This is a genomic window from Succinivibrio dextrinosolvens DSM 3072 (assembly GCF_900167015.1).
In the GTDB taxonomy this organism is placed as follows: Bacteria; Pseudomonadota; Gammaproteobacteria; order Enterobacterales; family Succinivibrionaceae; genus Succinivibrio; species Succinivibrio dextrinosolvens.
Map to the genome: position 1 here is coordinate 1 of NZ_FUXX01000001.1, position 24,333 is coordinate 24,333.

Genomic DNA, 24,333 nt, shown 5'->3' on the forward strand with positions numbered 1-24,333 from the left:
CTTTTTCTAAAGCCTGCAACTTTGAGTAAACTACAGAGACCAAGAACAGAAAAAAGAGAAGAAAATGTATCAGTAAAATTGCTAGAAGAGGTATTTTTAGGTATCATATTCATGGTGTGTTTTTTTATGTTAACTTTTTGTTTTAGCAGATAAAATTATAACATATTAAACACACCTTTTCATCGGTATCTATCAGATATATAAGCTTTTTTTTGCTTATAATTACACCTCTTCCCAAAAATAAATCAATACAAGTTTTTAAAGAGCATCAAACCTAGAGTGAATCTAGTTTTGTTTTAAATTTCCATGTGGGAAACTAGAGTTCAGTTATTTATTTCAACGAAAAAAAATATTTTCTACAATCAAGATAGCGAGGAGAAAATGCATGGTAAAAAAACTTACCCTCTGTAGAGACTTAAATAAGTATCGTGAACTATTTGCTGATGCACATGTTAGGTACGCGACGCCGCGTATACAAGGAGGTCAGAGAAATGTGCACAGAGACTTTGTCACCACGATCTTAAACAATCAGGCAATATTGAGCACGGACCGTTACACTTTATAGTTAACGGTTTTTTTGTGCCCATAAGGAGCAAACATGGTCAGAGTCAAACAGTTTTTAGACGACTTTAAAAGCAGTTCTAAAAGAAGAAAGAATTCTCTAGCGCTACAGCAGTTTGAGGAATGGCAAAGACAGAATTCCAATGTCATGATCATCAGACTTGAGGAATATGGGGATAAAGGAAAAAGCTCAGTTATCTTTGTAGTATATGACGATCTGATTTAGCTTTTTTCAAGGTCGGCTAAGGATATAAGAACAGAGATTTGTATCTCTGAAAGGCTCTGTCACACAAAAAAGAAGGTAGCATATGCTGCTACCTTTGAAGAGCAATGAACATTATTTCCTATTTCAGCTTTGTACCTATCAAAACCAGTCTAATCATTCGCTCTGCGGCATCTTCCAGCATAGCCGCTGCATTCTCTATACAACTGTTAAGACTTACAGGAGCACAAGGTGTCCCTCCTACGGCATCTATTCCATGATTATAGAGTTCTGAGGCGTCAGAGCTGATACCGCCAGAAAGACATATAACCGGAATCTTATACTTCTTGGCAATAGCTGCAACTCCAACAGGAGCTTTACCGTTTGCTGTCTGAGAATCGGTAAAGCCTTCTCCTGTGAATACCAGATCGGCATCTTTAACGATATTTTCAAAACCGATAATATTTAAAACGAGTTCGATTCCTGGCTCCATTTTACCGTTGGCAAATAACATCAGTCCTGCACCAAGTCCGCCGGCAGCACCTGCTCCGGGAACATTTCTGATATCAGTTCCAACATCTCTTTTGGCAATAGCTGCGAAGTTTTCAAGTGCCTTATCAAGAATCTCAACATCTTCAGGAGTTGCTCCTTTCTGAGGTCCATATACAGCTGAACATCCGTTTTTTCCGCATAAAGGATTCTTTACATCTGATGCAATAAGAATTTTTGTATAGTTAAGTCTAGGATCGAGATCTCTTAAATCGATACTGTGAAGTTCTGAAAGTGCTTCTCCTCCTTTTGGAAGAATCTTTCCTTCCCGGTCAAAGAACTGTGCTCCTAAGGCCTGTGCCATACCGGCACCGCCGTCATTGGTGGCAGATCCCCCAATACCGATGATAATACAGGATGCTCCGCTATCCAGGGCCGCCTTTATTAGCTGTCCAGTACCGAATGTGGATGCCTTTTTTACGTTTCTTTTATTCTGTGGAGTGATAAGAATGCCTGAGGCTGCAGCCATTTCGATTACAGCGGTTTTACCTTTCTCTGTAGTACAAAGTCCCCATACAGCATCAACCTTTTCTCCTAAAGGCCCTTCGACAGTGGTATGAACATACTGTCCTTTAGTCATTGATACTATAGCTTCAACAGTTCCCTCACCACCGTCTGCAATACAGACTTTCTCGATTTGTGCGTCTTTTACTGCTTTTCTGATACCCTTTTCCATGGCTGACGCTGCCTGGACAGAGCTTAGACTTCCCTTAAATGAATCAGGGGCCAGTACAATTTTCATTTAATACTCCTTAATGTATGCTTTTGGATTAAGCAAAAAGCATGCCATCGGCTAATTGACTGTTTTATAAGGATTTTTATTTTAGTTGTTTTTTCTGTGTGCAACATAAAGTGTTGCATACGTTTTTGCTCGCAACACTTAATCTTTAGATTTTGCCTTAAGTTTTCTATAAATTGTGCTTCTGTCTATTCCAAGTGCACGTGCAGCTCTGCTGATATTTCCCTCTGCCTTTTCTATTGCCTGTTTAATGCGCTCAGCCTCATCAATAGGAGTCTGCTGTATCTGCTGGTTTTCTGTTTTTTCTCCGAAATCTCTGTCATCCCAGTATGTCATAAGCTGTTGAGCTGTAATTTCCTTCTGCTTTGTGACTATTACCATTCTTTCAATGAAATAGCGAAGTTCTCGAACATTTCCCGGCCAGCTATATTTCTCCATAAGATTAAGCGCATCCTTTGAGAAGGTTCTGATACGGTTATGCTTTGAGCAGTAGTGCGAGAGGAAATACTTTGAAAGAACCTGTATATCCCCGTTTCTGTTCCTCAGTGGAGGAACCTTAAAGGTTAACACCTTGAGTCTGTAGTATAGATCCTGTCTGAACTCTCCTTTATTCACCTGTTCTGCAAGAGGTTTATTGGTGGCGACAATGATTCTGACATCAACCGGAATGTATTTGTCATCGCCAAGTCTCATAACCTGACGTTCCTGAATTACGCGGAGAAGTCTGCTCTGTGCATACATCTCCATTTCAGAGATTTCGTCCAGGAATATGGTTCCGTGATGTGCCATTTCAAAAAGACCGGCCTTGCCTTTATGTTTGGCTCCGGTAAATGCTCCTTCAACATAGCCGAACAGCTCACTTTCAAGAAGATTTACAGGAAGAGCTGCACAGTTAATTGCAACAAATGGACCGTTCTTTCTTGCTGAGGCGTTATGTATGCTCTGAGCGAAAAGCTCTTTTCCTGTACCTGATTCACCGGTAATCAGAACAGTGGTATCAACGGCAGCAAATTCACGGGCCAGTCGTTTGGTCTCTTTGATTTCAGGAGAGTCTCCAACCAGATCGTCGAAACGGTATTTTGCATAAAACTTGTTCTTGGTGACCTCATTTCGTACCTTGATTTCTGTTTCCTGAATCGTGGTAACGTCCATTACGGTAATAACTAGACTTAATACATTTGAATTGACAATTACAGGCTCAATACCGAAAGCAAGCCATTTTGAGTTCAGTTCTACAAGAATATCATGATAGCTTTCCTTTCTGCTTTCACAGTTATCCAATGCCGTATAAAGTTCATTGAACTGAGGATTGTCTGAAAGAACCTTCCTGAGATCTAATCCTTTTACCTCATCAAATCTGATGTTAAAGAGGTTTTCAACCTGGGAGTTAACGTACTGAATCTTTCTGTCACGATTAACGTAAATCACGCCTTCACGAACGGAGTTAACCAGCGTTATGAACTCTTCGGTATGTCGTCGTTCGTTGTTTTTGGCAAGGATAACCTTCTGCGCAGATTTAAAGGCTTCTCTTAAGGCACAGTCTCCAGATTCAACGACCTGTGTTACAAATCCCTTTTTCGCTCCATAAGCCATTGAGGTTGCTCCACCCATGAGAATATCAGTGGATTTTTTGGGAAGAGTGTCTATGATTCTGGTGATATCTTCTGGTGCTTCAAGCTCGCAGATTTCAAGATCAATTCCCATTATCCTGCTTAATCTCTGGATATCATTGGACATATTACTGAAGGCTAGATAGGTAATTCTGGGATGTTTAGTACCAGCCCTGATTTTTGCTTCGAAAAAGGCCTGTGCCAGATCCTGTCCTGTCACCATGATTTCAATAACCGGAACAGATAGATTCTCCTGCATGAGCACATGTGCGATACCGTATCTTGAGATGATGGCATCTATGCTTTCAGTCTTATCCAGTACTCTGGCAAGAGTAATTGCCTCATCAATATCGCATCTGTAGAAATCAACCTGATCTTCAAGATTAAGTTCACGACAGATTTCCTTGCTTCTTTTAATCAGCCTGTTATCCGGAAGAATGAATGCTATTTTGGTCATAGAAACTACCATAGTGTTGCATATATATAAATGTGTTGCAGAAATTGTATCAGCTTGTGCTAACAGCATTGATTTATAAGATTAAAAATGAGATATAGTGCAACACATTTTGAGAGGTGAGAAGAATGTAAGGATATAATTACAGGAAAAGAAAAAGGAGAACAGAGTAACTGTTCTCCCTGAAATAGTAATGATGAGTCTTTCTAAACTCGGAATCTTGCTACCATATCTCTTAGTGAGTTCAGATTGTGCACCGAGTCGTTAACCATTTCCTGTGCACTGTTAACCATTGAACGCAGTTCCTGTGATTCTCCTGTAATTCCCTGCATATTGTTTGAAATCTCTGAGGTTGCTGTTGTCTGCTCTTCAGCTGCGGTTGCAATCTGGGTAATCTGACTGTTTACACTTGCAACCTGGTCAATGATGCTGCCCAGCATTCCCTGGATGTTGGTTGTCTGACCTGACAGAGCATCCATGTTCTGCAGAGACTGAACCATAGATTCATTTGCATTGTTTGCATCATTCTGAATCTGGGTTACCATCTTGATGATGTCCTGAGTTGATGTTGCTGTTCTGGATGCCAGAGCTCGAACCTCATCTGCCACAACAGCGAATCCTTTACCGGCTTCACCGGCACGGGCAGCCTCAATAGCAGCATTAAGAGCTAGAAGATTTGTCTGTGATGCAATATCCTCAATGGTCTGAACAATGGTTCCGACTTTCTGTGACTGGTCTACCAGAGCCTTAATCTGCTCGGCATTCTGTCTTGTAGCTTCCACCTGAGACTGAATACTTTCAATGGTACCGTTGATTTCACTTACGCCCTGTTCGGTGGTGTTGTTTGCATGCTCAGATTCTAAAGCTGCACTCTGACAGTTCTTGGCAATATCTCCGGTTGTTGAAACCATCTCATCAGATGCGGCAGCAACAGTAACAGCTTTGCTTTCAGTGGTTTCTGCAGAGTTATTGATTTTTAGGGTGATATTGTTTATTTCATTGAAATCAGTTACAGCTTTGGCTACGGAGTCTTTTATCTTGGAAACAAGATCATTTAATTCCTGACGCATAGCGTCGGTTGCACGAATCAGTGTTCCAAATTCATCCTTGCTGTTGGATTCAATCTTATGGGTAAGATTTCCATCTGCAATTTCTGTTGCAGCCTTAACAGCCTTATCAAGATTGTTTACGGTATAGTTTGTAACTGCATAAGCGATTAACATGGCAACAATACATGCAAAAACAAGTAGTCCAAGTGTAAAGTAGAAAGGAACCATTGATGTGTTTGATTCTATTGCCTGACCTGCCAGCTGCAAGTGTGCTTCACCAAGTTTTGACTGATTGGTTTCTGCAATTTCAAAATTTGGGTAGATTACCTTTCTGTAGACGTTGGTGACTCTCTCCTGATCTTTTTCCATAACTGCAGGAAGAAATTCTGAGTTGAATGCCTCGTTAATAGCGTTTACAGAGCCTTTGATTGCATTGGTAATCTGAGGATCTGTCTTTCCTGTCATTGCCTTCATGGAGTCCACAATGGTCTGAACTGCACCTTTGAGCTCATCTACCTGGCTGTTACTCAATGATGCAACATCCCACTGATAGTTGAAGAAAAGTTTTGATGCCTTTGTAAGAGCCTGCTGTCGATTATAGGTTCTTCCGTGCTTTACATTGATAATCTCGTGAACATAGCCTGCTGCATTGTTGAAGTTATTCATAATGACAAGTGCTGTGAGACCGATTATCAGTGTGAATAATATAACAAGGAAGAAACCGCCCATGACCTTAAGTTTTACTGACAGTTTATTAAACATCTAACACCTCATCAGGTAACTGTTTTGTAACAAAACAAAATTCTTCTCAGTTAAGAGACCTTTCATGTAAATAAGTATAGATTGTAATTTTAGAATTATTATTAATATCGGTTTACTTATTGAAAAGTTTGTTAAATTTTTTCAAATTATAAGAAGAATATTATAAGAATAATCTTTTTTTTTTACCAAAATATTCTTTGTAAAGCAATAAGTTATTATGATTTTTTACAAAAAATAGAGCCTTATAAAAAGACTATGAAAATTGTCATTTATGATTAGTGCCTTATTTAATAATGGGAGGCATTAACTAAATGAATCTTAATTTTGATTTAAAAAACAACACAAGAGTGAATTCAATTCTTGATGAAATCTCATCAATGGGACATATCAGCACAACCAATGATGCGTTTGCAAAAAAGCTGTTTTCACACAAGGAAATACTAATAGATTTTCTTAATTCCATCCTTCAAAGAGAAGGCGATAATCTGATTTCAGATTTGGTCTACACAGATACAGAGCAGCATGCAGAGAACTCGTATGAGAAAATTTCAAGACTCGATATCTGCTGTCAGCTGATTTCAGGAGAGCAGATAGATATTGAGGTTCAGGTATCAAATGATCTTGCCTGGATTGGAAGGAGTCTGTTCTACTGGTCAAAACTTTATGCAGGTTCTCTGGTAAAGGGCGACAGCTATAGTGAACTAAAACCTGTTATCTGTATTAATCTGATGAAATTCAATATTTTTAAGGTGGAGACCCAAAAACAACCGCACACAACTGCTAAAATCTGTAATATAAAGGACGGTGAACCTATTACGAATCTGCTTGAGCTTCACTTTCTGGAACTGCAGAAGTTCAAGAAGAAGTCGCTTTCTGAAATGAGCCGTGCGGAGAAATGGCTTGCCTATTTCTCAGGGAAACTCTCTAAAAGAGAAGAGAGTGCTATGCTGCATGACAATATTTTGGGGAAGGCAATAAATATAAGGAATGAATTTATGAAAGATCCTGATAATTATGCTGCTTATCTGAACCGTGAGATGGAGATTCTTGATTACAAAAGCATGATGAAGCAAGAAAGATCCGAAGGTCGAGAAGAAGGTCGAGAAGAAGGTCGTGCAGAAGGACGTGCAGAAGGCCGTGTAGAAGAAAGATTAGATAACATTAAGAACTTGATGATTAACAAAAAATTTACTGTTGAAGAAGCATTAAGTGCCTTGGGTATTCCTGAAGAAAACTGGGATTCCATAAAGAGTAAGATAAAGTAAAAAAAATAAGGAGCTTTGAAAGCTCCTTAAATGAGGAGGTTACTGAAATTTACATTTTGACTAAGAAAGGTATTTTTTCAGCGTATTGCGAACTGCACCCGGGCCTTCGACCAATTCTTTAACCATAGTCTCAACCTTATTTCCAAGCTCTGTACTGTATAAATCCAATCCAAATATATTCTTGTTAGAAAGAATTGGTTTCAGATGGTCTTTAACTGAATCAGAATCCCCCAGTCGGACATCAGATAGTAAATCTGTAAGTTCCTTCAGCATAGGGTCAGGCGATAATTCAAACTTTTTCCCATTATCATCTACTGCAAGAAGGTATCTCAACCAGCCAGCGATAGCCAGAGGCAGAGCAACCAGCTTATCTGTTCCGTCTGTCTTGATATGTTCTTTAATGGTATGACCGAAACGGATGCCTACCATCTGAGAAATATCGACAGCAATTCGTGCTGAGGTGTCTCCCATATATGCATTAGGGAATCTTACATTCAGAACTTCATCCAAAAATGCTTTTGGAGAAAGAATCTTAGGATCCTCAACTACAGGAAGACCTTCTACATATCCAAGCTGCTTTGCAAGTTTTGAAAGTTCCGGATCCTTCATGCCGTCAGCAAAGAAGGTATAGCCTAAAAGACAGTCATAGGTGCAGAGCGCGGTATGAATAGGGTTCAGACAAACTGTAACCTTCATACGTTCTGATTTGTTGACAGTCTCTCTGTCTGTCATGAAAACACCGGCCTTTTCAAAATGAGGTCTGCCGTTAGGGAATGAATCTTCTATTACCAGATACTGAGGTGCTTCGGCATTTACAAATGGAGCGATATAGGTCTTCTTGGAAGTAACCAGAACATCCATATCCTCAATACCCATATCCTTAAGATCTTTTGAAAGTGCATCTCCAGGACGAGGGGTGATTTTATCAATCATTGACCAAGGGAAAGCTACTTTCTTTTCATCTGAGACATAGGAAAGGAAATCTTTATCTAAAAATCCCTTTTCTATCCATTTCTCGGTCATTTCCAGAACACTTTCACGAAGCTTCTTTCCATTCTGGGAAACGTTGTCCATAGAAACCAGCGCAAGAGGAGTAGCGCCAGCTTTGAATCGTCTGTAAAGCATTGAAGTAACTATCGCCATTGCTCCGACACATCTGTCAGGACCGTTTTCAATATCGTTTTTAACGTATGGAAGATAATTACCGTCAGCTCCCTTCAGTGCATATCCCTTTTCTGTAATAGTAAAGCTTACAAGCTGAAGTTCCCTGTTGGTGAAGATTTCCTCAAGACGTTTCATTGCAGAACCGTCTTTTGTATCTGCCTTTAGAGCTTCACTAAGAGAACCCAGAATACTGAAATCTCTTCTGCCGTCCTGATGAAGTGTTGCAGCCAGAACAAGATTGTCAAAAGGTTTGTAAATCTTGTCTACAACGTCATAATCAAAGGTTTCAACACAGGTTATACCTCTGTCCAGAAGCTTTTCGGATATCAGTTTGTCAGCAATACCGCCGATAAAAATTCTGAAGATATTACCGATTCCGAAATGTACCCAGCGAGGAGAGGCAACGGTTTTACGTGTAATCTCTCGGACGTCATAGGAAGGGAGTTTTACTCCCTTTGACTCCCAGAAATCCTTATTATCAAGTGTCTCGTACGAAAGTTTCATGATGTCTGGTCCTTATTCTTCAGATGGATCAACATCAATTAAAACTTTCATGGTGCTTTCGCGATTATTATCGATGTATTCGTAAGCCTTATTGTAATCAGCAAAAGCGAACTTAGCACTCTGAAGTGGCTTCAGCTTAATCTTACCTTCGTTTACGAATCTGATTGCATCAACGAAATCCTCGTGACGGTACATCATTGAGGTATTCAGATCCAGCTCTGAATCGTTCAGTTTTGCAAGATCAACATTTGCCTTCTTGCCGAATACAGCAACTAAAATGATGGTGCTGCCTTTTCTTGCGTTCTGAATAGCCTGATCCATAGTGATGTCAGTGCCGGCACACTCATAGATAACGTCTGCCTTATCAGGACCGAAAGCTTCAACCAGAGCCTTAGCGTAGTCATCCTTCATGGTGTTGACTACATAATCTGCGCCTAATTCCTTTGCAAGAGCAAGTCTGCCGTCAGAGATATCTGTTGCAAATACTTCCTTGGCACCTAAAGCCTTAAGAGACTGAATCAGCAGAATTCCGATAGGGCCGCAGCCTAGAACAACAGCTTTAGCTCCCTTTAAATCAGGGAATCTCTTTGCAGCATGAACGGTAACAGCCAGAGGCTCCATCATTGCACCCTCAGAATAGGTCATATCCTCTGGAATTGGGGTGATTTTGCTTGAATCAACAGCAAAGAACTCACTTGCGGTACCGGTGGTCTGGAATCCCATAACCTTCAGCTTTTCACATAGGTTATATTTGCCGTGAAGACATGGATAGCATCTGCCACAGAATACCTGAGGCTCAATAATAACTTTCTGACCAATCTTTAAGTCTTTTACATATTCGCCTAAAGCGACAATCTGTCCTGAAACCTCGTGACCCTGAGTTACAGGATATGATGTGTAAGGATGTGAGCCATGATAAACATGAATATCAGAACCGCAGACGCCAATTTTCTTGATCTTTACCAGAACCTGATCAGGTCCAACCTTTGGTACAGGTACATCTCTAAAGGTGATTTTTCCTGGAGCGGTCATTACCTGCTGAATCATAGTCTCTTTCATTTTTATACTCCTTGATATTTTGTTATTCGTTATAGGGGTGATCCCTTTTATTTATTTTTTGAAATCTTGTTCCAGTTCGTTATATCGCTGTTCACATGAAGGTTCATACGCAATCAGTTCCGCATAACATGCTTCACACCATAACGATAGTTCTTTTTCTAAGCCATATACTCGAGCTATTCCTCGTGACATTTTCCATATATCTTCAGTTGTTCTCTGAAATTTCTCGTCATCTGAAGCTTTTTTCAGTCCAAAGAAGCTTGAGGCATACTTTGCGCTTTTGCATGTTGAAAGATATCTGCGTACAGCATTTCTCATTTCAAGATACAGTTCTTCGCGCTGTTCTTCATTTAGTTCTTCTCTTAAGAAAAACTCGTCTATAGTCAGGTTAACTTCGCGCAATGTTGCCTTCTTTAGAAACTTGCGGCGATACAGGCCAGGCAGATAGACACATTTAAAAAGCCACAGATCTGCTATACGGTCAGGCTTACGTCTGAATTCAAAACGCTTTTTATAGAGTTCTCGACGGAAACTTGGTGTGTCCTTGTCAATTTCTTCTAAAAGAGCCTTTCTTTTCTCAGGATCTAGTTCTTCAAAATATTGTCTAATCTGCTGTTCCATTTTTATTTTTTTCCTCATCTACCAGTTCATTGCCTTGATTGCTGACTTTTCAACTTCTAAGCCTGCAACATAATGACGGGTAAATGTTTCAAATCCTTCTACTTCCTCAGGAGTTGCCATAATTACATCTCCTTTCAGATTCTTAAAGATACGGTTGTTGAGGAAGTCCTCAAGTTTTCCTTCTTTTTTACCATCTGCCAGGTAAGCGGCCAGCAGGGCAATTCCCCAAGCTCCGCCTTCGGAAGCTGTTTCCATGACTGCAACCGGTGTATTGATAGCTGCAGACAGAATACGCTGCATAACACCAGGTGTCTTGAATAAGCCGCCGTGACCTAGTATCTGTTCGAGTTTAACACCTTCATCCTTTAGCAGAATATCCATACCCAGCTTCACAGCGCCTAGTGAGGTATAGAGATTTGCTCTCATGAAGTTTGCAAGGTTGAATCTGCTGTCAGGCATTCTTGCAAATAATGGTCGACCTTCATTGATAAAGGTGATGTTTTCACCTGAATAATATCCGTAGGCTAACAGACCACCACAGTCCTTATCTCCTTTCATGGCATGATTGTAAAGCTTGTAGTAAAGCTCGCCGGCATCAGCCTTTATTCCCATAAGATCACAGAATTCCTTGAACATCATTACCCATGCATTCAGGTCTGTTGTGCCGTTGTTGGCATGAGACATTGCGCAAGGGAATCCTGATGGAGTTGCTACCATATCAATCTCACGGTAAACCTTTGAAAGCTGTTTCTCTAAAACCACCATCGCAAAGGAACTGGTACCTGCTGAAAGGTTACCGAAGCGAGGGGCAACACTGTTAGTGGCTGTCATGCCGGTTCCAGCATCCCCCTCAGGCGGACATAAAGGAATTCCTGCTTCAAGATCTCCTGTCTTATCTAATAACTTTGAGCCCTCTGCTGTAAGTTTTCCTGCATCATCTCCTGCAACCAGAATTTTAGGGAAAACTTCTCTTATCTTCAGCTTTGAGCCTTTTGAAGAGAGCAGGGCATCAAATTTGTCCGCCATCTTCTGATCATAATCCCTGATTTCAGAATCAATTGGGAACATACCAGCACCATCACCGATTCCGATGACCTTGCAGCCTGTAAGTTTGTAATGAATCCATGCTGCAAGAGTAAATACTGAGGCCACCTTTTCTACGTGTTCTTCCTTATCTAAAAGTCTCTGGTAGAGATGTGCAACAGACCATCTTAGAGGAATGTTGTATGAGAACAGCTCTGTAAGTTCATCTGCAGCCTCAGTGGTATTGGTATTTCTCCATGTCTGGAATGGGGCTAACTGTTTGTCATCCCTGTCCAGGGCGATATATCCGTGCATCATGGCACTAATACCGATAGCACCGATTTTCTTTAAAGTAACCTGATATTTGTCTGCAACTTCTTTTTTCAGGTTTGCGTAGCAGTCACTAAGTCCATCCAGAGCATCTTCCAGTGAGTATGTCCATATTCCATTTACTAGAGAGTTCTCCCACTCATGAAAACCAACTGCGAGAACATTTCCCTCGTAGTCTGTAAGTACTCCCTTGATTCGGGTAGAACCAAGTTCAATTCCAAGTGCGGTTCTGCCTTCTGTAATAACTGTAGCAACTGACTTATTCATAATTTTTCCTGTTTGTCTTTCTCTGTAGATTATTATTATTTTTGTCTGTTTTGTTTGGGGTATCCGATACAGAGCGCGCTGTATCGGATAGTTCTTTTATTTATCTCTTACGACGCTTCTTGGACATACAGTCGATACCTACGGCAACTGCCAGTACCAGACCTTTTACCACCATCTGGGTGTATTCACTTACGTCCATCAGAATCATGCCGTTGGTCAGAGAGCCGATAATCAGCACACCTGCAATCACACCTGACATGGAACCAACACCACCGTATACTGATACACCGCCCAGTACTACGCAGGTGATAACATCGAACTCCAGTCCCTTACCTACGGTGCTCTGTGCTGAGTTTGCTCTTGATAGCAGCACGATACCTGCAAGTCCTGCGAAGAATCCTGAGAATGCATAGATCAGATACTTAACGCGGTTTACACGAATTCCAGACAGCTCTGCAGCTTCCTCGTTACCACCAATTGCATAGAAGTAACGGCCGAAATAGGTCTTGTTCAGGATAAAGCTACCTAGTGCAAAGCAGACAACCATCAGAATTGCGCAGATTGGAAGAATCTCAAATGCTGACCAGCGACCGAAAATACCGAAAGCTGAATCAAATCCTGCAATTGGACGACCACCTGAAATCAGATAGGCAACACCCTCAAATACAGTCTGAGATGCGAATGTGGCAATCAGAGCTGGGATACCTACTGCAGCAACCATGACCGCATTGATAAGACCGATACCGGTGGCCATGATTAAGGAAATTGCAACAGCAACCCACATATTTACACCGGCAGCTACCATCAGCCAGGCACAAACCACGTTAACCAGAGTGATGATTGAGCCGATTGACAGGTCAATGTCTGCAATCAGAATAACGAAGGTCATACCGATTGCAGCGATTCCATAGTAGGAAACCTGACGAGAGATGTTGATAATGTTTCTTCCTGTAATAAAGGTTCCATCACTGGCAATTGCGAAGATAATGATTTCGGCGATGAAAACCAGCCAGATTGCGTTCTGTTTTAAAAAGTTTGCGTTTAACATTTATAGAGACTCCTTTGCCCCATCTGTAATACCGGATGCATACTGCATAATCTTGTCAGAGTCGAACTCTTCTTTCTGTAGCTCACCTGTCATGCGATTTTCAGCAAGAACAATGATGCGATCCGACATTCCCATTAACTCTTCCATTTCTGATGAAATCATCAGCACACTGCGTCCTGATTCAACCAGCTCATTGATAAGTTTGTAGATTTCATATTTGGCACCTACGTCAATACCACGAGTTGGCTCATCGAAAATAATCAGTTCACAGTCAGCTGCCAGCCATTTTCCTAAAATAACTTTCTGCTGATTACCACCAGAAAGATTCTTCACCAGCTGGTTCAGTGTTGGACACTTAATCTGAATTTCCTCACGGTACTTTTCAGCGATTTCTTTCTCTTTTCTGGAATTGATTACGCTTAACTTTGAAATACGCTCATAAATAGGCATATTGATATTGTTCTTGATGGAAATTCCTAAAAGAGCACCATGACGTTTTCTGTCTTCCGGTACCAGGGCTATTCCAAGATCAATTGCCTCTCTAGGGGATTGAGGATTGATTTCCTTTCCATTGAAAAGAATGGTTCCTGACTCTTTTTGCTTTGCTCCGAAAATAATCTCAGCAAGCTCGGTTCTTCCTGCACCTACCAGACCACCTAAGCCTAAAACCTCACCGGCATGCAGCTGTAGAGAGATATCCTTGTCTCCATTACCGGTTACATTCTTAAGCTCAAGTACCACCTTATCCTTGTTAACGCAGCTCTTGCGTGGAGGGTATTTCTGAGTAAGCTCACGGCCAACCATCAGCTTGATGAGTTCATCTACGGTGGCTTCAGGAGTAATCAGGGTAGTAACATATTCACCGTCACGGATAACCTCAATTCTGTCTGATAATCTGAAGATTTCCTCAAGACGATGAGAAATATAAATGATGGATACGCCTTTCTTTCTTAAAAGCTCAACAACCTTAAACATATTTTCAACTTCGTTTGAGGTTAGAGGAGCACTTGGCTCATCCATAATCAGAACCTGTGCGTTCTGCTGAATTGCTTTGGCAATCTCAATCATCTGCTGATAACCTACGGTAAGGTTTTTTACCAGCTCTTTTGGATTGATTTTTATATGCAGCTGATCAAAGGCCTTCTGGGCTTCTCTTTCCATAGCTGCTCTGTCAATTATCATTCCCTTGCGGATTGGTCTGCCTAGAAATAGGTTTTCTGCTGCAGAGAGTTCTCCAACGTTATTGAACTCCTGATAGATAACTGCAACTCCGTTCTCAGCTGCAAGCTGAGGACTCATTCTGTCGAATTCTTTTCCGTTTACGCGGATCTTTCCTGATGTTGGAATTTCTGCACCGGTACAGCATTTGATCAGTGTGGATTTACCTGCACCGTTCTCGCCGATAAGACCTAAAACCTCACCTTTTCTTAGTCTGAGAGTAACGTCTTTTAAGGCAACTACACCAGGGTATTCCTTTCTTATATGTTCAAGTTCCAGAACATAGTTCTCGCTCATTCCCAATCTCCTTATGCAAGCCTTCCCATCTGTGTGAGAAGGCTTTTTTTTGTTCTGTTTGGCTAATTATTTTTTATTTCATGCCAGAACTAATCTTCTCAACATTTTCCTTGGTAATAGGAGCTACACCACGGATTACGTTGTGCTCAGGAAGCTTGTTCTCAAGAATTAAAGCGAACATGCTTGCACAGCTGGTAGCTGTATCAACGTCTGAACCCTCGAAACCGATGATGCCCTTAGCAGGATAGGTTGGATCTGACAGGTGCTGTAACTGCTGCTTGGTTACGTCAGTTGTAAATACACCCATATCCTCTGGGATCTTGCCGTTGGTTGCGATCTGTAAAGCTTCATCAGCACCGATCATAGGACCTGCACCGATACCAGTTACAACCTTGCAGTCTGGTTCACGCTGTAAAATAGTTTCGATTGCAGTCTGAGCCTCGTTTGGACGAAGTGCAGCCTGGCTTGCAACGATCTCATACTTGCCGTCAGCAACGTTCTTCATACCCTCACGGATACCTTCCTCACGCTCTAACAGGATCTTGGTCTGTGGGAAGCCTAGAACTGCAACCTTTGCCTTCTTGTCGGTTGAGTAGTGCTCGTTGATGAAATTACCTGCAAGCTCACCGATTGCAATACCAAGGTTGGTGTTGTTTAGAATCCAGTTGCCGTCGGTATTGGTCATAGGATCATCCCAGCACATAACCTTGATGCCCTGCTTTCTTGCCTCAGCACATGCATCTTCAACTGCAGCTGCATCTGATGGGTGAACCAGAATGAAATCACAGCCTGATGAAATGAAGTTCTCGATCTGTGCTACCTGCTTTGCTGACTTGTCGTCACACTCAACAATGGTGAATTTTGCACCGTTAGCGCTTAGAACATCCTCTAAAGCAGCCATAACACCTGCCCAGTATGCGTTACGCAGTGACTGAATGGTAATACCGATCTTCTTGCCCTTTAATGCACTCAGATTAGCCTTTGCATAGAACTCAGGACTTGCCTGAATACCCTGAGTTTCGCTGGTTGTTGCAGCGAAAGAAGGTGCTGTAAATGCTAATGTAGCTGCACAGAAAAGTGCTGATAGTAAAGTTTTTTTCATTTGTAAACTCCATGTATGTTTGTATGTAGTACTCTTTCGAGCGAGATTAGAAGCAGGTGAATGCACCGTCAACTATTACGTCAGAACCTGTTGTAAATGAGCTTGCATCAGATGCAAGATATAAGGTTACAGACTGTAATTCCTCTGGTTCGCCTAAGCGATGCATTGGGGCCATCTCATTCCAGGTCTTGATTAGTGGAATCAGAGTAGGTGAAGCCTTTACCAGCTCAGTTCCGATATAGCCTGGGCTGATTGAATTTACGCGGATTCCGTGTTTTGCCCATTCAATTGCTAAGGACTTGGTTAACTGGATTACACCGGCCTTTGATGCGTTATAAGCGCACTGTGGCTGAGGTACGTTAACGATGTGAGCTGACATTGAAGCGGTATTGATGATAGAGCCCTTAATGCCTTTTTTGATCATGTATTTGCCAGCTGCCTGAGCGGTTAGGAATACACCGGTAAGGTTAATATTGATAACCTTGCTCCACTGGTCAAATGTCATTTTGTCTGCTTCTGCATTGATGCAGATGCCTGCATTGCAGAAAGCGATATCTAATCTGCCGAATTCCTGATCGATAACATCTATAAGGTTGTTTACACTCTCAGGATTTGTTACGTCGGTTTTAACTGCAATGCTCTTTACCTTGTACTCCTCGCTGATGAATTTAGCGGTTTTCTGTGCCTCTGCTTCATCTAAATCAGCGATAACAATGTTTGCTCCAGCCTGTGCAAAGCCCTCTGAAACAGCTTTACCAATACCACGAGCGCCACCGGTTACAAATGCAGTTTTACCTGTTAACTTAAACTTATCTACAATATTCATGAAGATAACTCCCTATTTACATATATTTGTTTGTGTGTTTAAAAATTTTTCTGTAATAATTTCTATAAAAGTGAAATTACTTATTTTTGTTATTTTGTTGTTTTTTACTTTAGCAAAGTAATTTTAATAAAGTAACTTTTATTATATGACTTTATATAAGTTATTTGATAGAAGTCATAAATCGTGTAAAATACCTCAAAAAAATGTGATTTATAACGTGTTTTCTGGCTTTCTTCTGTACTTTTGATTTCTTTTATACGGTACAGTGAATTTATGAAAGCTATTAAAGGATGAAGTTGTGAACGATTTTTATATTGACCCAAAAAGACAAAATAAGGAAAGAATTCTCGGTCTGTTTTTTCAGCATGATGCATTGTCAAAACCACAGATCGCAGAGTTGACAGGTTTCAGCCTGCCAACAATCAATGGTCATATGAAAGATCTCGAGAATATGGGTATGATTGGTCCCGGAGAACTTATGGATTCTTCTGGCGGCAGACCTGCAATTTCCTACAGACTTCAACCTAGATCCAAGTTAGCTCTAGGTGCGGAAATCAGAAAAGACTTTATAAAGATTTGCTTATGCGACCTGAAAGGTGAAGTGGTAAAACTCTGGAACATCGGTGTTGAATACAAAAACGAAAAAGCCTATTCAGTTAAACTTAATTCGCTTCTAAAGGAAGCAATCTCAACATGTGGTTATCCACTTGATAATATCCTTGGAATCGGTATCTCCATTCAGGGTGTTGTCAGCAAGGATGGAACAGAGATTATTTTCTCTAAGATTCTTGATACATCAGAGCTGGATATTGATGTTATCAGAAAGGATATCTCGATTCCTGTCCGTCTGTGTCATGATGTAAAGACTGCTGCTCTGGCAGAACTTTGGCATAATAGAAAAGTTTCAAACGGTATATACATTGCTCTTTCAGAGCATCTTGGCGGTGCCCTGATCAAGAGCCGCTGTATAGAACATGGTCGTTCTGGATATGCAGGATCATGGGATCATATAACCTATTCGACAAAAGGAAAGCTCTGCTATTGCGGTAGACGTGGCTGTATAGATACCTACTGCAATTTTGCTACCTTATTTGATGGTGAAAGCATTCCCGATTTCTTTTTTAAACTTCGTGAGGAAAAATCAAAATCTCATGAAGAGCGATGGAGAAAATATCTTTCCACAATTGCGTTTGGTCTGTATCAGACCTGGTTGATTCTGGAGAGAAGGATCATCCTGGGCGGTGATCTTTCAATGTGGCTAATTCCTGATGATGTAGCCTTTATTGAAAATGAGATCATCAACAGAAGTACATTTACCTGCAAGCCTGGTTTTGTAATTAAGTCCAGAGTTGAGCATCATGCAAGTGCCATTGGAGCTGCACTTCCTTATCTGGCTGAAGAAATTCCGGAGTATGTAAGACCAATCGAGTCCTGGTCAACGTACTGTAAACCTGAAACAGTTGAATTTTAAAAACATAAAAAATAGTCAAGGAGTAAATTAAATGAATCCATACATTGGACATGAATCTCAGTTATATGGTGTTGAGGAACACCGTCTTGTAGGTGGAAAGGGCGACGGCATGCGCCTGTTTGAGGTTCATAATGGTAAAGGTATTGACCTTACTGTTTGCGCAGACAGATGTGCAGATATTTCAAGACTGCGCTTTAAAGGTCAGAACATGAGCTATATGACAGCCTGCGGTTATGTTGCACCTGCATACTATGACAGTATTGGCGCAAACTGGCTGAATTCTTTTACTGCAGGCTTTCTGACTACCTGCGGATTCCAGAATGTCGGTATTCCTAACGAGGATGAAGGTGAAGAGCTTCCTCTGCATGGTTCAATTGGCAATACTCCTTGTGAGCATATCTATTACCGAGAGGAAGGTGATGAGTTATGCATATATGCAACTGTTAAGGATGAGACCATTTTTGGCAGAAAACTGGTTTTAGAGCGTAAGATCAGCGTTTCAACCAAGGAAAATGTAATTGTTATTACTGATAAGATTCTAAACTGTGGTGATAAGGATGAGCAGGTAGGTATCCTTTACCACATGAATATGGGCTATCCACTCCTAGATGAGGACAGCATCATCACTATTCCGTCAAATCAGGTTATTGCTCGTAATGCCCACGCTCAGGAAGATATTGAGAACTGGATGAAGGTTCAGAAACCAACTGAGCACTATGAGGAGCGCTGCTATTATCATTATTTCAAGGATGGAAAGGGCTATGCTTCAATCGAGCAGCCAAAGATTGGAACCAAACTTGAGATTACATATGATGCTAAAGAGCTTGATCATTTTGTTCAGTGGAAGATGATGGGCGTACGTGATTATGTAATGGGCCTTGAGTGTGGTAACACCCTTCCAGAGGGAAGAGCTGAAATGCGTAAGCGCGGTCAGCTTAAGTTTGTAAAACCAGGTGAATCCTTAAATTACAAGGTAACCATAAGATTAAGCTAGTCTGATGTTCTTCTCCGTTGTTGCAGCATATCATTTCGACGGAGAATTATAAGGCCAGTGAGGAGAGTTCCCCACTGGCCCTTTTTTCATACTCTTCTAAGTTAAAACTATTTTGAAAGCTCTTCGATCAGGAAGTCAATATTGCGGTTCTTGTAAGTCTCACAGTTATCTTTTGTGATTAGTTTCTGTGGAGTTACGACAACACGTGGTACCTTCTGTCCACTGATTACACGGGCAGCAACCTGCACTGCAATTGCACCTGTTACTTCAGGGAAGGAGTCAACTGTTCCTGTAAGCTCGCCTTTTGCAATAGATTCGTAGGCAAGTGAAATACCATCTGTTCCAAATACTGCAATCTTACCTAAAAGATCATGTTTCTTAAGGGTATCAACAGCTCCAAGTGCCATAATGTCATTGTGGCAGTAAATACCGATAATGTTAGGGTGTTTCTTTAGGATTTCTTCAGTAACCTTCTGAGCGTCCTCAAATACCCAGTTACCGCAAACCTGCTCTACAACCTTGAAGTCATGATTCTTTTTCAGTGTGTTGATAAAACCGCGTGAACGCTGAGTTGTTGCATAGACTAAAGGTAAACCTTCAATTACTGCAACCTCGCCGCCTTTAGGATATTTCTCCAGGAACCATTCAGCTACGTCCATGCCGTTACGATAATGCATGCCGCCAACAAAATAGCGGGTCTGAGGTATAACTGCGTCTGACACATTGATTAGCGGGATCTTTGCCTTTAAAGCCTCTTCGAAAGGAAGCTGCAGGGTAACATCAGTCTGAGGAGATGCTAGAATTGCAGTTACATTCTTTGCAATCAGTGTTTCTGCAATATTGAGCTGGCCTAAAGGATCTTCCTCGTTCTGAGCTGCAAGATAGTCCAGCTTTACGCCCATCTTATCTGCCATGAACTTATATCCTTTTCCGATATTCTGCCAGAATTCAATATCTTTGGTTTTTGCTATTGCTCCTAATACAGTTTTTTGTGGAAATGCAGGAGTCTTTCCTAACTGTACATCAAGCTTCTGCCAGCTGATACGATCTGCTTCTGTATCTGGACTGAGGTTTGTTATTTCTGCGCTTAATGCGGTAAGAGAAGTGAAAGCAAGAGAAGCAAATAATAACTTAATTGCGGTTTTTACGTTTTTCATAGAGCACCATAAATCAAACAAGGCAAAAGTAACCAAGTCTGTTCCTTTTGCAGTAAGGACAATTTTCTATTCAGAAAATCTATAAGGAAATTCACTTTGAATTATAGGTTAATATTTTTACCTGTAAAGCGTATTTTTTATGAATATTCCTTAATCGGGATCTAATCATAAATGATATTTAAAGGATTTAAAAGACTTTATGAAAGTGACTTTTATAAAATGGATATGACTTTTATAAAGTGTAATTTATATGCAAAAAGAAAATAACTTTCAGACAATAGTAAGATCTTAATGGATTATTGAAAATTTATTTCTAATGGTGATTATTAGAGATTATTAGAAAGGTATATATCCTTTCATACATAAACATTTGTATGAAAGGATGGATATGTAAGTAGATTTTTTGAAATATGATTTTGCTACAGATTAGCTCCATTTGAGGCAATCACATCTCTATACCAGTAAGCTGAATCTTTTAGGATTCTCTTCTGGGTGCGGTAGTCAATGTAGATCAGACCGAATCTAGGATCGTAACCTTCCGCCCATTCGTAGTTATCCATGATTGACCAGTAGATATACCCCAAAAGCTTATATCCTTCATCTGCTGCTTTCTTTGCTGCAAGCAGGTGTCTGTGAATATAGTCAATTCTCTGAGGATCATGTACCTTACCGTCCAGCATTACAAAATCATTGTTGCTCATGCCGTTTTCTGTAATCAGTACTGGAAGATTGTATCTTTCATTAAGGAATCTTATTGCCCAGTACATGCAATCTGGATCGATAGGCCAGTCAAGAGAGTTTCTTGGACAGCCAATATACTCATTGGTTTCATATGGTTCATTACCAACCTTGTGTCCTGCGGCTATGTAAATATTGAATCCCAGGAAGTCCAAAGGCTCTTTTATCTCTAAAAGCTCTGCATAGGTAAAAAGTGGCTTACCGAAATACTCTTCAAGACCTACGGGATTCTTTCCCAGAACAACAGGATCAATCCACCATCCTGTTGAGAATGGTCCTTTGATGTCGTTTGAGAATGTCTTCTCATATGCAGTTCTGATCGCTTCCTCTGAATCATTTTCTGGTTTAAAGATAGGTCCTGTTGGAGCAAAACCTACTACAGGAGTTGTCTTTGCGTATTCTCTAATCACCTTTACTGCCTTTGCATGGGCAAAGAGTACATTTCTTGTGCATGGATAGAGTGCATTCTTATCATGAAGGAATGGGGCATGGGTTGCGCCAAAATAACTGATACCGATAAAACAGTTAGGCTCGTTAATGGTCATCCAGTATTTTACCTTGTCAGATAAAGCCTCGACTACAACCTTAACGTACTGTGCAAACCATTCAGGTGATTCGTCATTCTGCCATCCGCCTTTCTTATATAGCTCATAAGGCAGATCCCAGTGATAAAGAGTAATCATTGGTTCGATACCTGCCTTTTGCAGTAAATCAACGAGCTTTCTGTAGAAATTCAGTCCTTTCTGATTAACACTGCCTGTACCTTCAGGCATAATTCTTGGCCAGCTTACAGAAAATCTGTAGTATTTCAGACCGATTTTCTTCATGTTCTCAACATCTTCTTCAAGACGGTGATAATGGTCGCATGCAACATGAGGAGAATCATTGTGTTTGGTATGTCCGTCGTAAAGAACATCCCAGATGCTTAGTCCTTTTCCGTCCTCGTTATAAGCTCCTTCGACCTGAGTAGCTGCAGAAGCTGCTCCCCATATGAAATCAGATTTGAACGCCATATTTTTCCCTTTTTTTAAGAAAATTTTCTGTTGATACTTATAATAGAGCATTTAAAAAGCTTGGGGGGATCAAAAAACGTCAGTGTTCAAAGATCTGAAGATTTGTGTTTATAAATAAGAGTTAATTTCAGAGTCTTTCTAGAACAAGGAAACAGTTAGATCTAGAATATTGCAGATATACAAATAATTAACTTAGAGCAAATTAAATAATAAGTATGCCGTTTGTCCGTTTTCTGATCCTTGCCGTCTGTATTAACTCGTTTTGCGGCTCATTTATGGGATCTTCGATTTTTATCGCAATTCCTGCTCTGTCCAGTGATTTTGGAGTACCACCAGAGTATATAACAGCTGTTATAAACGCATATGTTATTGCTGTAACTGCCTTTCTGGTTCCTACAATTGCCATAGTTCAGAGGATCGGTCATAAAAGGGGATTTGTTCTAGGCTCGCTGGTATCTGCCGTAACCTCGGTAATGATTGCCTTTTCACCCAATTTCTATTCACTGATTGTCTTTCGAACTCTGCAGGGATTATCTAATGCCTTTATATTCAGTACCACCTATGCTCTTTTAATCGATAATATTGATAACAAGTCCAAGGGTAGTGCTATAGGAATGACAACAGCATGTGTTTATGCCGGTATCTCATGCGCACCTTTTTTAGGTGGTTTTCTTACTGACAACATTGGCTGGTGGTCGATGTTTATTATTAGCGCCTTCGGTAACTTCTCAGCTGCGCTATTGTGCAGAAGTATTCCTACTGATAGTCCTGAACCTCACAAGATCCCTTATCTTAAGGGAATACTATCACTTGTAGGATTTGTAACCTTCTTTACAGGTCTTTCCATGTTTATAAACAACAGGGATGGATTCTATCTTCTTGGTGTAGGAATTGTTCTTCTGTGTATTTATGTTTACAGAGAGCTTACAACCAGAAATCCTCTACTAAATATAATCCTGATTATTGAGAACAGAGTTTTGAACGGAAGTCTTCTAAGCTCAATGTTCCATTATCTTGCTACCTTTGCTATAACGATGCTATTATCAATGCATCTTCAGCTTATAAATGGCTACTCCGCATCAATGGCTGGTATTATTCTGGTCATTCAGCCTGTGGTTCAGTGCCTCGTATCTCCTTTTGCAGGAAAGGCTGCCGACAGATATTCTCCACATATGATTTCCTTTATAGGACTTCTGATCTCAGGCTCATCCTTATTTATTCTAAGTTTCATAGAGCCTAAAACTCCTTTTTATCTTATAGCATTAGCTCAGTTCCTATCTGGACTTGGTTTTGGTCTGTTCTCTGCACCTAACTCAACTATCATCATGAGTTCTGTTCCTCGCGAATACTATGCTATGGGTTCTGGAATGCAGGCACTGGTTAGAAACAGTGGCATGGCATTATGTATGGCTATGGTTACCTCGGTTCTGTTCTATGCCATTACCTCAGAAGAGGGCACAACTCTTTATATAAGAGAGCTTTCAATGGCAATGCAGATTATCTTCTCCTTATCTGCTGTACTTACACTGGTATCTGCACTGTTCCTTTTCAGAAGTTTTAAAGCATTAAGAAAAACCGCTTAAATATCAGTTTTATTCGATCTTTTACTGAGAGTGTGCACACGCTTTGAACGGATTGGAATTTCTGTGTTTTCCCATATGTGCTAGTATTCTCTCTTGAGGTATTTATAAGGAGTGCAAAATGCAGGAAGAAAAAGAGTCAAAGGACGAACAGCATCCTGTCAGTCTTAAGTGGATTCGACGTTATTTTAAAATTGCAGAGCAGGTAAGCTCATGGTCAAAGGATCCTTCATCAAAAATCGGTGCAATTATCGTTGGTGATAAAGGCCAGATTATTTCCCAGGGGTATAACGGTTTCCCTCGAGGTGTTGATGATTCCGATGAGAGATACAATCAGAGAGAAATAAAATACAAACTTGTTGTACATGCCGAAATGAACGCTATTCTAAATGCGCTTTATAACGGTTCATCCGTAGATGGTGCAACCCTGTATGTTCACAATCTTCCGGTCTGTCATGAGTGCGCCAAGGCAATCATTCAGGCAGGTATTGCCAGAGTTTATATTGATACCAACATCAATGAGCGCTGGCAGGAGAGCTGGCACTATACCAAGACCATGTTCTCTGAGGCAAAAGTTGAATGCTATTACTTCAACGAGAGTGATGGCTCAATCACAAGACAGTGTTAAAAATCAGTTTTTAACAGATTCTATTTTCTGATCAGATTTTCCATTCTTTATTAGTTACTGACAAAATTGTCAGATTTTGTCAGTAACGCGTCATCTGTATTC

At 40.6% G+C, this 24,333-nt stretch carries 19 protein-coding genes; 6 read left to right on the plus strand and 13 right to left on the minus strand.

What is annotated here, in order from left to right; genetic code table 11:
* Positions 1 to 598: 598 nt before the first annotated feature.
* Entirely contained in the window at positions 599 to 787 is a 189-nt protein-coding gene (locus tag B5D46_RS00010; RefSeq protein ID WP_031491699.1) for a hypothetical protein, read from the plus strand.
* A 118-nt stretch (positions 788 to 905) separates the two neighbouring features.
* Here B5D46_RS00010 and B5D46_RS00015 read toward each other — a convergent pair whose 3' ends face one another.
* The 3 genes from B5D46_RS00015 to B5D46_RS00025 form a co-directional block, all read right to left on the minus strand.
* Positions 906 to 2,054, minus strand: a complete 1,149-nt coding sequence (locus B5D46_RS00015) for a glycerate kinase family protein (protein ID WP_078927687.1) — start codon at positions 2,052 to 2,054, stop codon at positions 906 to 908.
* Positions 2,055 to 2,192: 138 nt separating this feature from the next.
* Positions 2,193 to 4,118, minus strand: a complete 1,926-nt coding sequence (locus B5D46_RS00020; RefSeq protein WP_078927688.1) for a sigma 54-interacting transcriptional regulator — start codon at positions 4,116 to 4,118, stop codon at positions 2,193 to 2,195.
* A 203-nt stretch (positions 4,119 to 4,321) separates the two neighbouring features.
* Positions 4,322 to 5,926 (minus strand): methyl-accepting chemotaxis protein, encoded by a 1,605-nt coding sequence (locus tag B5D46_RS00025; protein WP_078927689.1) that lies wholly within the window; start codon positions 5,924 to 5,926, stop codon positions 4,322 to 4,324.
* 311 nt (positions 5,927 to 6,237) lie between these two features.
* Here B5D46_RS00025 and B5D46_RS00030 point away from each other — a divergent pair, with 311 nt between their 5' ends.
* Entirely contained in the window at positions 6,238 to 7,191 is a 954-nt protein-coding gene (locus B5D46_RS00030) for an Rpn family recombination-promoting nuclease/putative transposase (RefSeq protein ID WP_078927690.1), read from the plus strand.
* A gap of 60 nt (positions 7,192 to 7,251) precedes the next feature.
* Here the strand turns inward: B5D46_RS00030 and B5D46_RS00035 are convergent, their stop codons facing one another.
* From B5D46_RS00035 to B5D46_RS00070, 8 genes are all read right to left on the minus strand, one after another.
* Positions 7,252 to 8,859, minus strand: coding sequence for a mannitol dehydrogenase family protein (locus tag B5D46_RS00035; protein ID WP_078927691.1), 1,608 nt, complete (start codon positions 8,857 to 8,859; stop codon positions 7,252 to 7,254).
* 12 nt (positions 8,860 to 8,871) lie between these two features.
* Complete coding sequence (locus B5D46_RS00040) at positions 8,872 to 9,918, minus strand: zinc-dependent alcohol dehydrogenase (RefSeq protein ID WP_200804993.1); 1,047 nt, start codon at positions 9,916 to 9,918, stop codon at positions 8,872 to 8,874.
* Between the two features lie 51 nt (positions 9,919 to 9,969).
* Complete coding sequence (locus B5D46_RS00045; RefSeq protein WP_078927692.1) at positions 9,970 to 10,539, minus strand: DUF6553 family protein; 570 nt, start codon at positions 10,537 to 10,539, stop codon at positions 9,970 to 9,972.
* A gap of 18 nt (positions 10,540 to 10,557) precedes the next feature.
* A complete protein-coding gene (locus B5D46_RS00050; RefSeq protein ID WP_031491690.1) occupies positions 10,558 to 12,159 on the minus strand; it encodes a xylulokinase in 1,602 nt (533 codons plus the stop codon).
* Positions 12,160 to 12,259: 100 nt separating this feature from the next.
* Positions 12,260 to 13,207 (minus strand): ABC transporter permease, encoded by a 948-nt coding sequence (locus B5D46_RS00055; protein ID WP_031491689.1) that lies wholly within the window; start codon positions 13,205 to 13,207, stop codon positions 12,260 to 12,262.
* Positions 13,208 to 14,722 carry a sugar ABC transporter ATP-binding protein gene (locus B5D46_RS00060; RefSeq protein ID WP_078927693.1) on the minus strand — a complete coding sequence of 505 codons (1,515 nt, stop codon included), beginning with the start codon at positions 14,720 to 14,722 and terminating at the stop codon, positions 13,208 to 13,210.
* 73 nt (positions 14,723 to 14,795) lie between these two features.
* Complete coding sequence (locus B5D46_RS00065) at positions 14,796 to 15,824, minus strand: sugar ABC transporter substrate-binding protein (RefSeq protein ID WP_078927694.1); 1,029 nt, start codon at positions 15,822 to 15,824, stop codon at positions 14,796 to 14,798.
* 46 nt (positions 15,825 to 15,870) lie between these two features.
* Positions 15,871 to 16,650 carry an SDR family oxidoreductase gene (locus B5D46_RS00070; RefSeq protein ID WP_031491686.1) on the minus strand — a complete coding sequence of 260 codons (780 nt, stop codon included), beginning with the start codon at positions 16,648 to 16,650 and terminating at the stop codon, positions 15,871 to 15,873.
* 298 nt (positions 16,651 to 16,948) lie between these two features.
* On the opposite strand from B5D46_RS00070, the gene B5D46_RS00075 reads away from it, so the two are divergent.
* Both B5D46_RS00075 and B5D46_RS00080 read left to right on the plus strand, forming a co-directional pair.
* Positions 16,949 to 18,121, plus strand: coding sequence for an ROK family transcriptional regulator (locus B5D46_RS00075; RefSeq protein WP_078927695.1), 1,173 nt, complete (start codon positions 16,949 to 16,951; stop codon positions 18,119 to 18,121).
* Between the two features lie 31 nt (positions 18,122 to 18,152).
* Positions 18,153 to 19,115 (plus strand): aldose 1-epimerase family protein, encoded by a 963-nt coding sequence (locus tag B5D46_RS00080; RefSeq protein WP_078927696.1) that lies wholly within the window; start codon positions 18,153 to 18,155, stop codon positions 19,113 to 19,115.
* A gap of 107 nt (positions 19,116 to 19,222) precedes the next feature.
* Here B5D46_RS00080 and B5D46_RS00085 read toward each other — a convergent pair whose 3' ends face one another.
* Together B5D46_RS00085 and B5D46_RS00090 are read right to left on the minus strand one after the other, a co-directional pair.
* Positions 19,223 to 20,272 carry a sugar ABC transporter substrate-binding protein gene (locus tag B5D46_RS00085; RefSeq protein ID WP_078927697.1) on the minus strand — a complete coding sequence of 350 codons (1,050 nt, stop codon included), beginning with the start codon at positions 20,270 to 20,272 and terminating at the stop codon, positions 19,223 to 19,225.
* Positions 20,273 to 20,691: 419 nt separating this feature from the next.
* Positions 20,692 to 22,023, minus strand: coding sequence for a glycoside hydrolase family 1 protein (locus B5D46_RS00090; protein WP_078927698.1), 1,332 nt, complete (start codon positions 22,021 to 22,023; stop codon positions 20,692 to 20,694).
* Between the two features lie 215 nt (positions 22,024 to 22,238).
* Here B5D46_RS00090 and B5D46_RS00095 point away from each other — a divergent pair, with 215 nt between their 5' ends.
* Entirely contained in the window at positions 22,239 to 23,606 is a 1,368-nt protein-coding gene (locus B5D46_RS00095) for an MFS transporter (RefSeq protein WP_078927699.1), read from the plus strand.
* A 118-nt stretch (positions 23,607 to 23,724) separates the two neighbouring features.
* Entirely contained in the window at positions 23,725 to 24,231 is a 507-nt protein-coding gene (locus B5D46_RS00100; RefSeq protein ID WP_078927700.1) for a deoxycytidylate deaminase, read from the plus strand.
* Positions 24,232 to 24,333 lie beyond the last annotated feature (102 nt).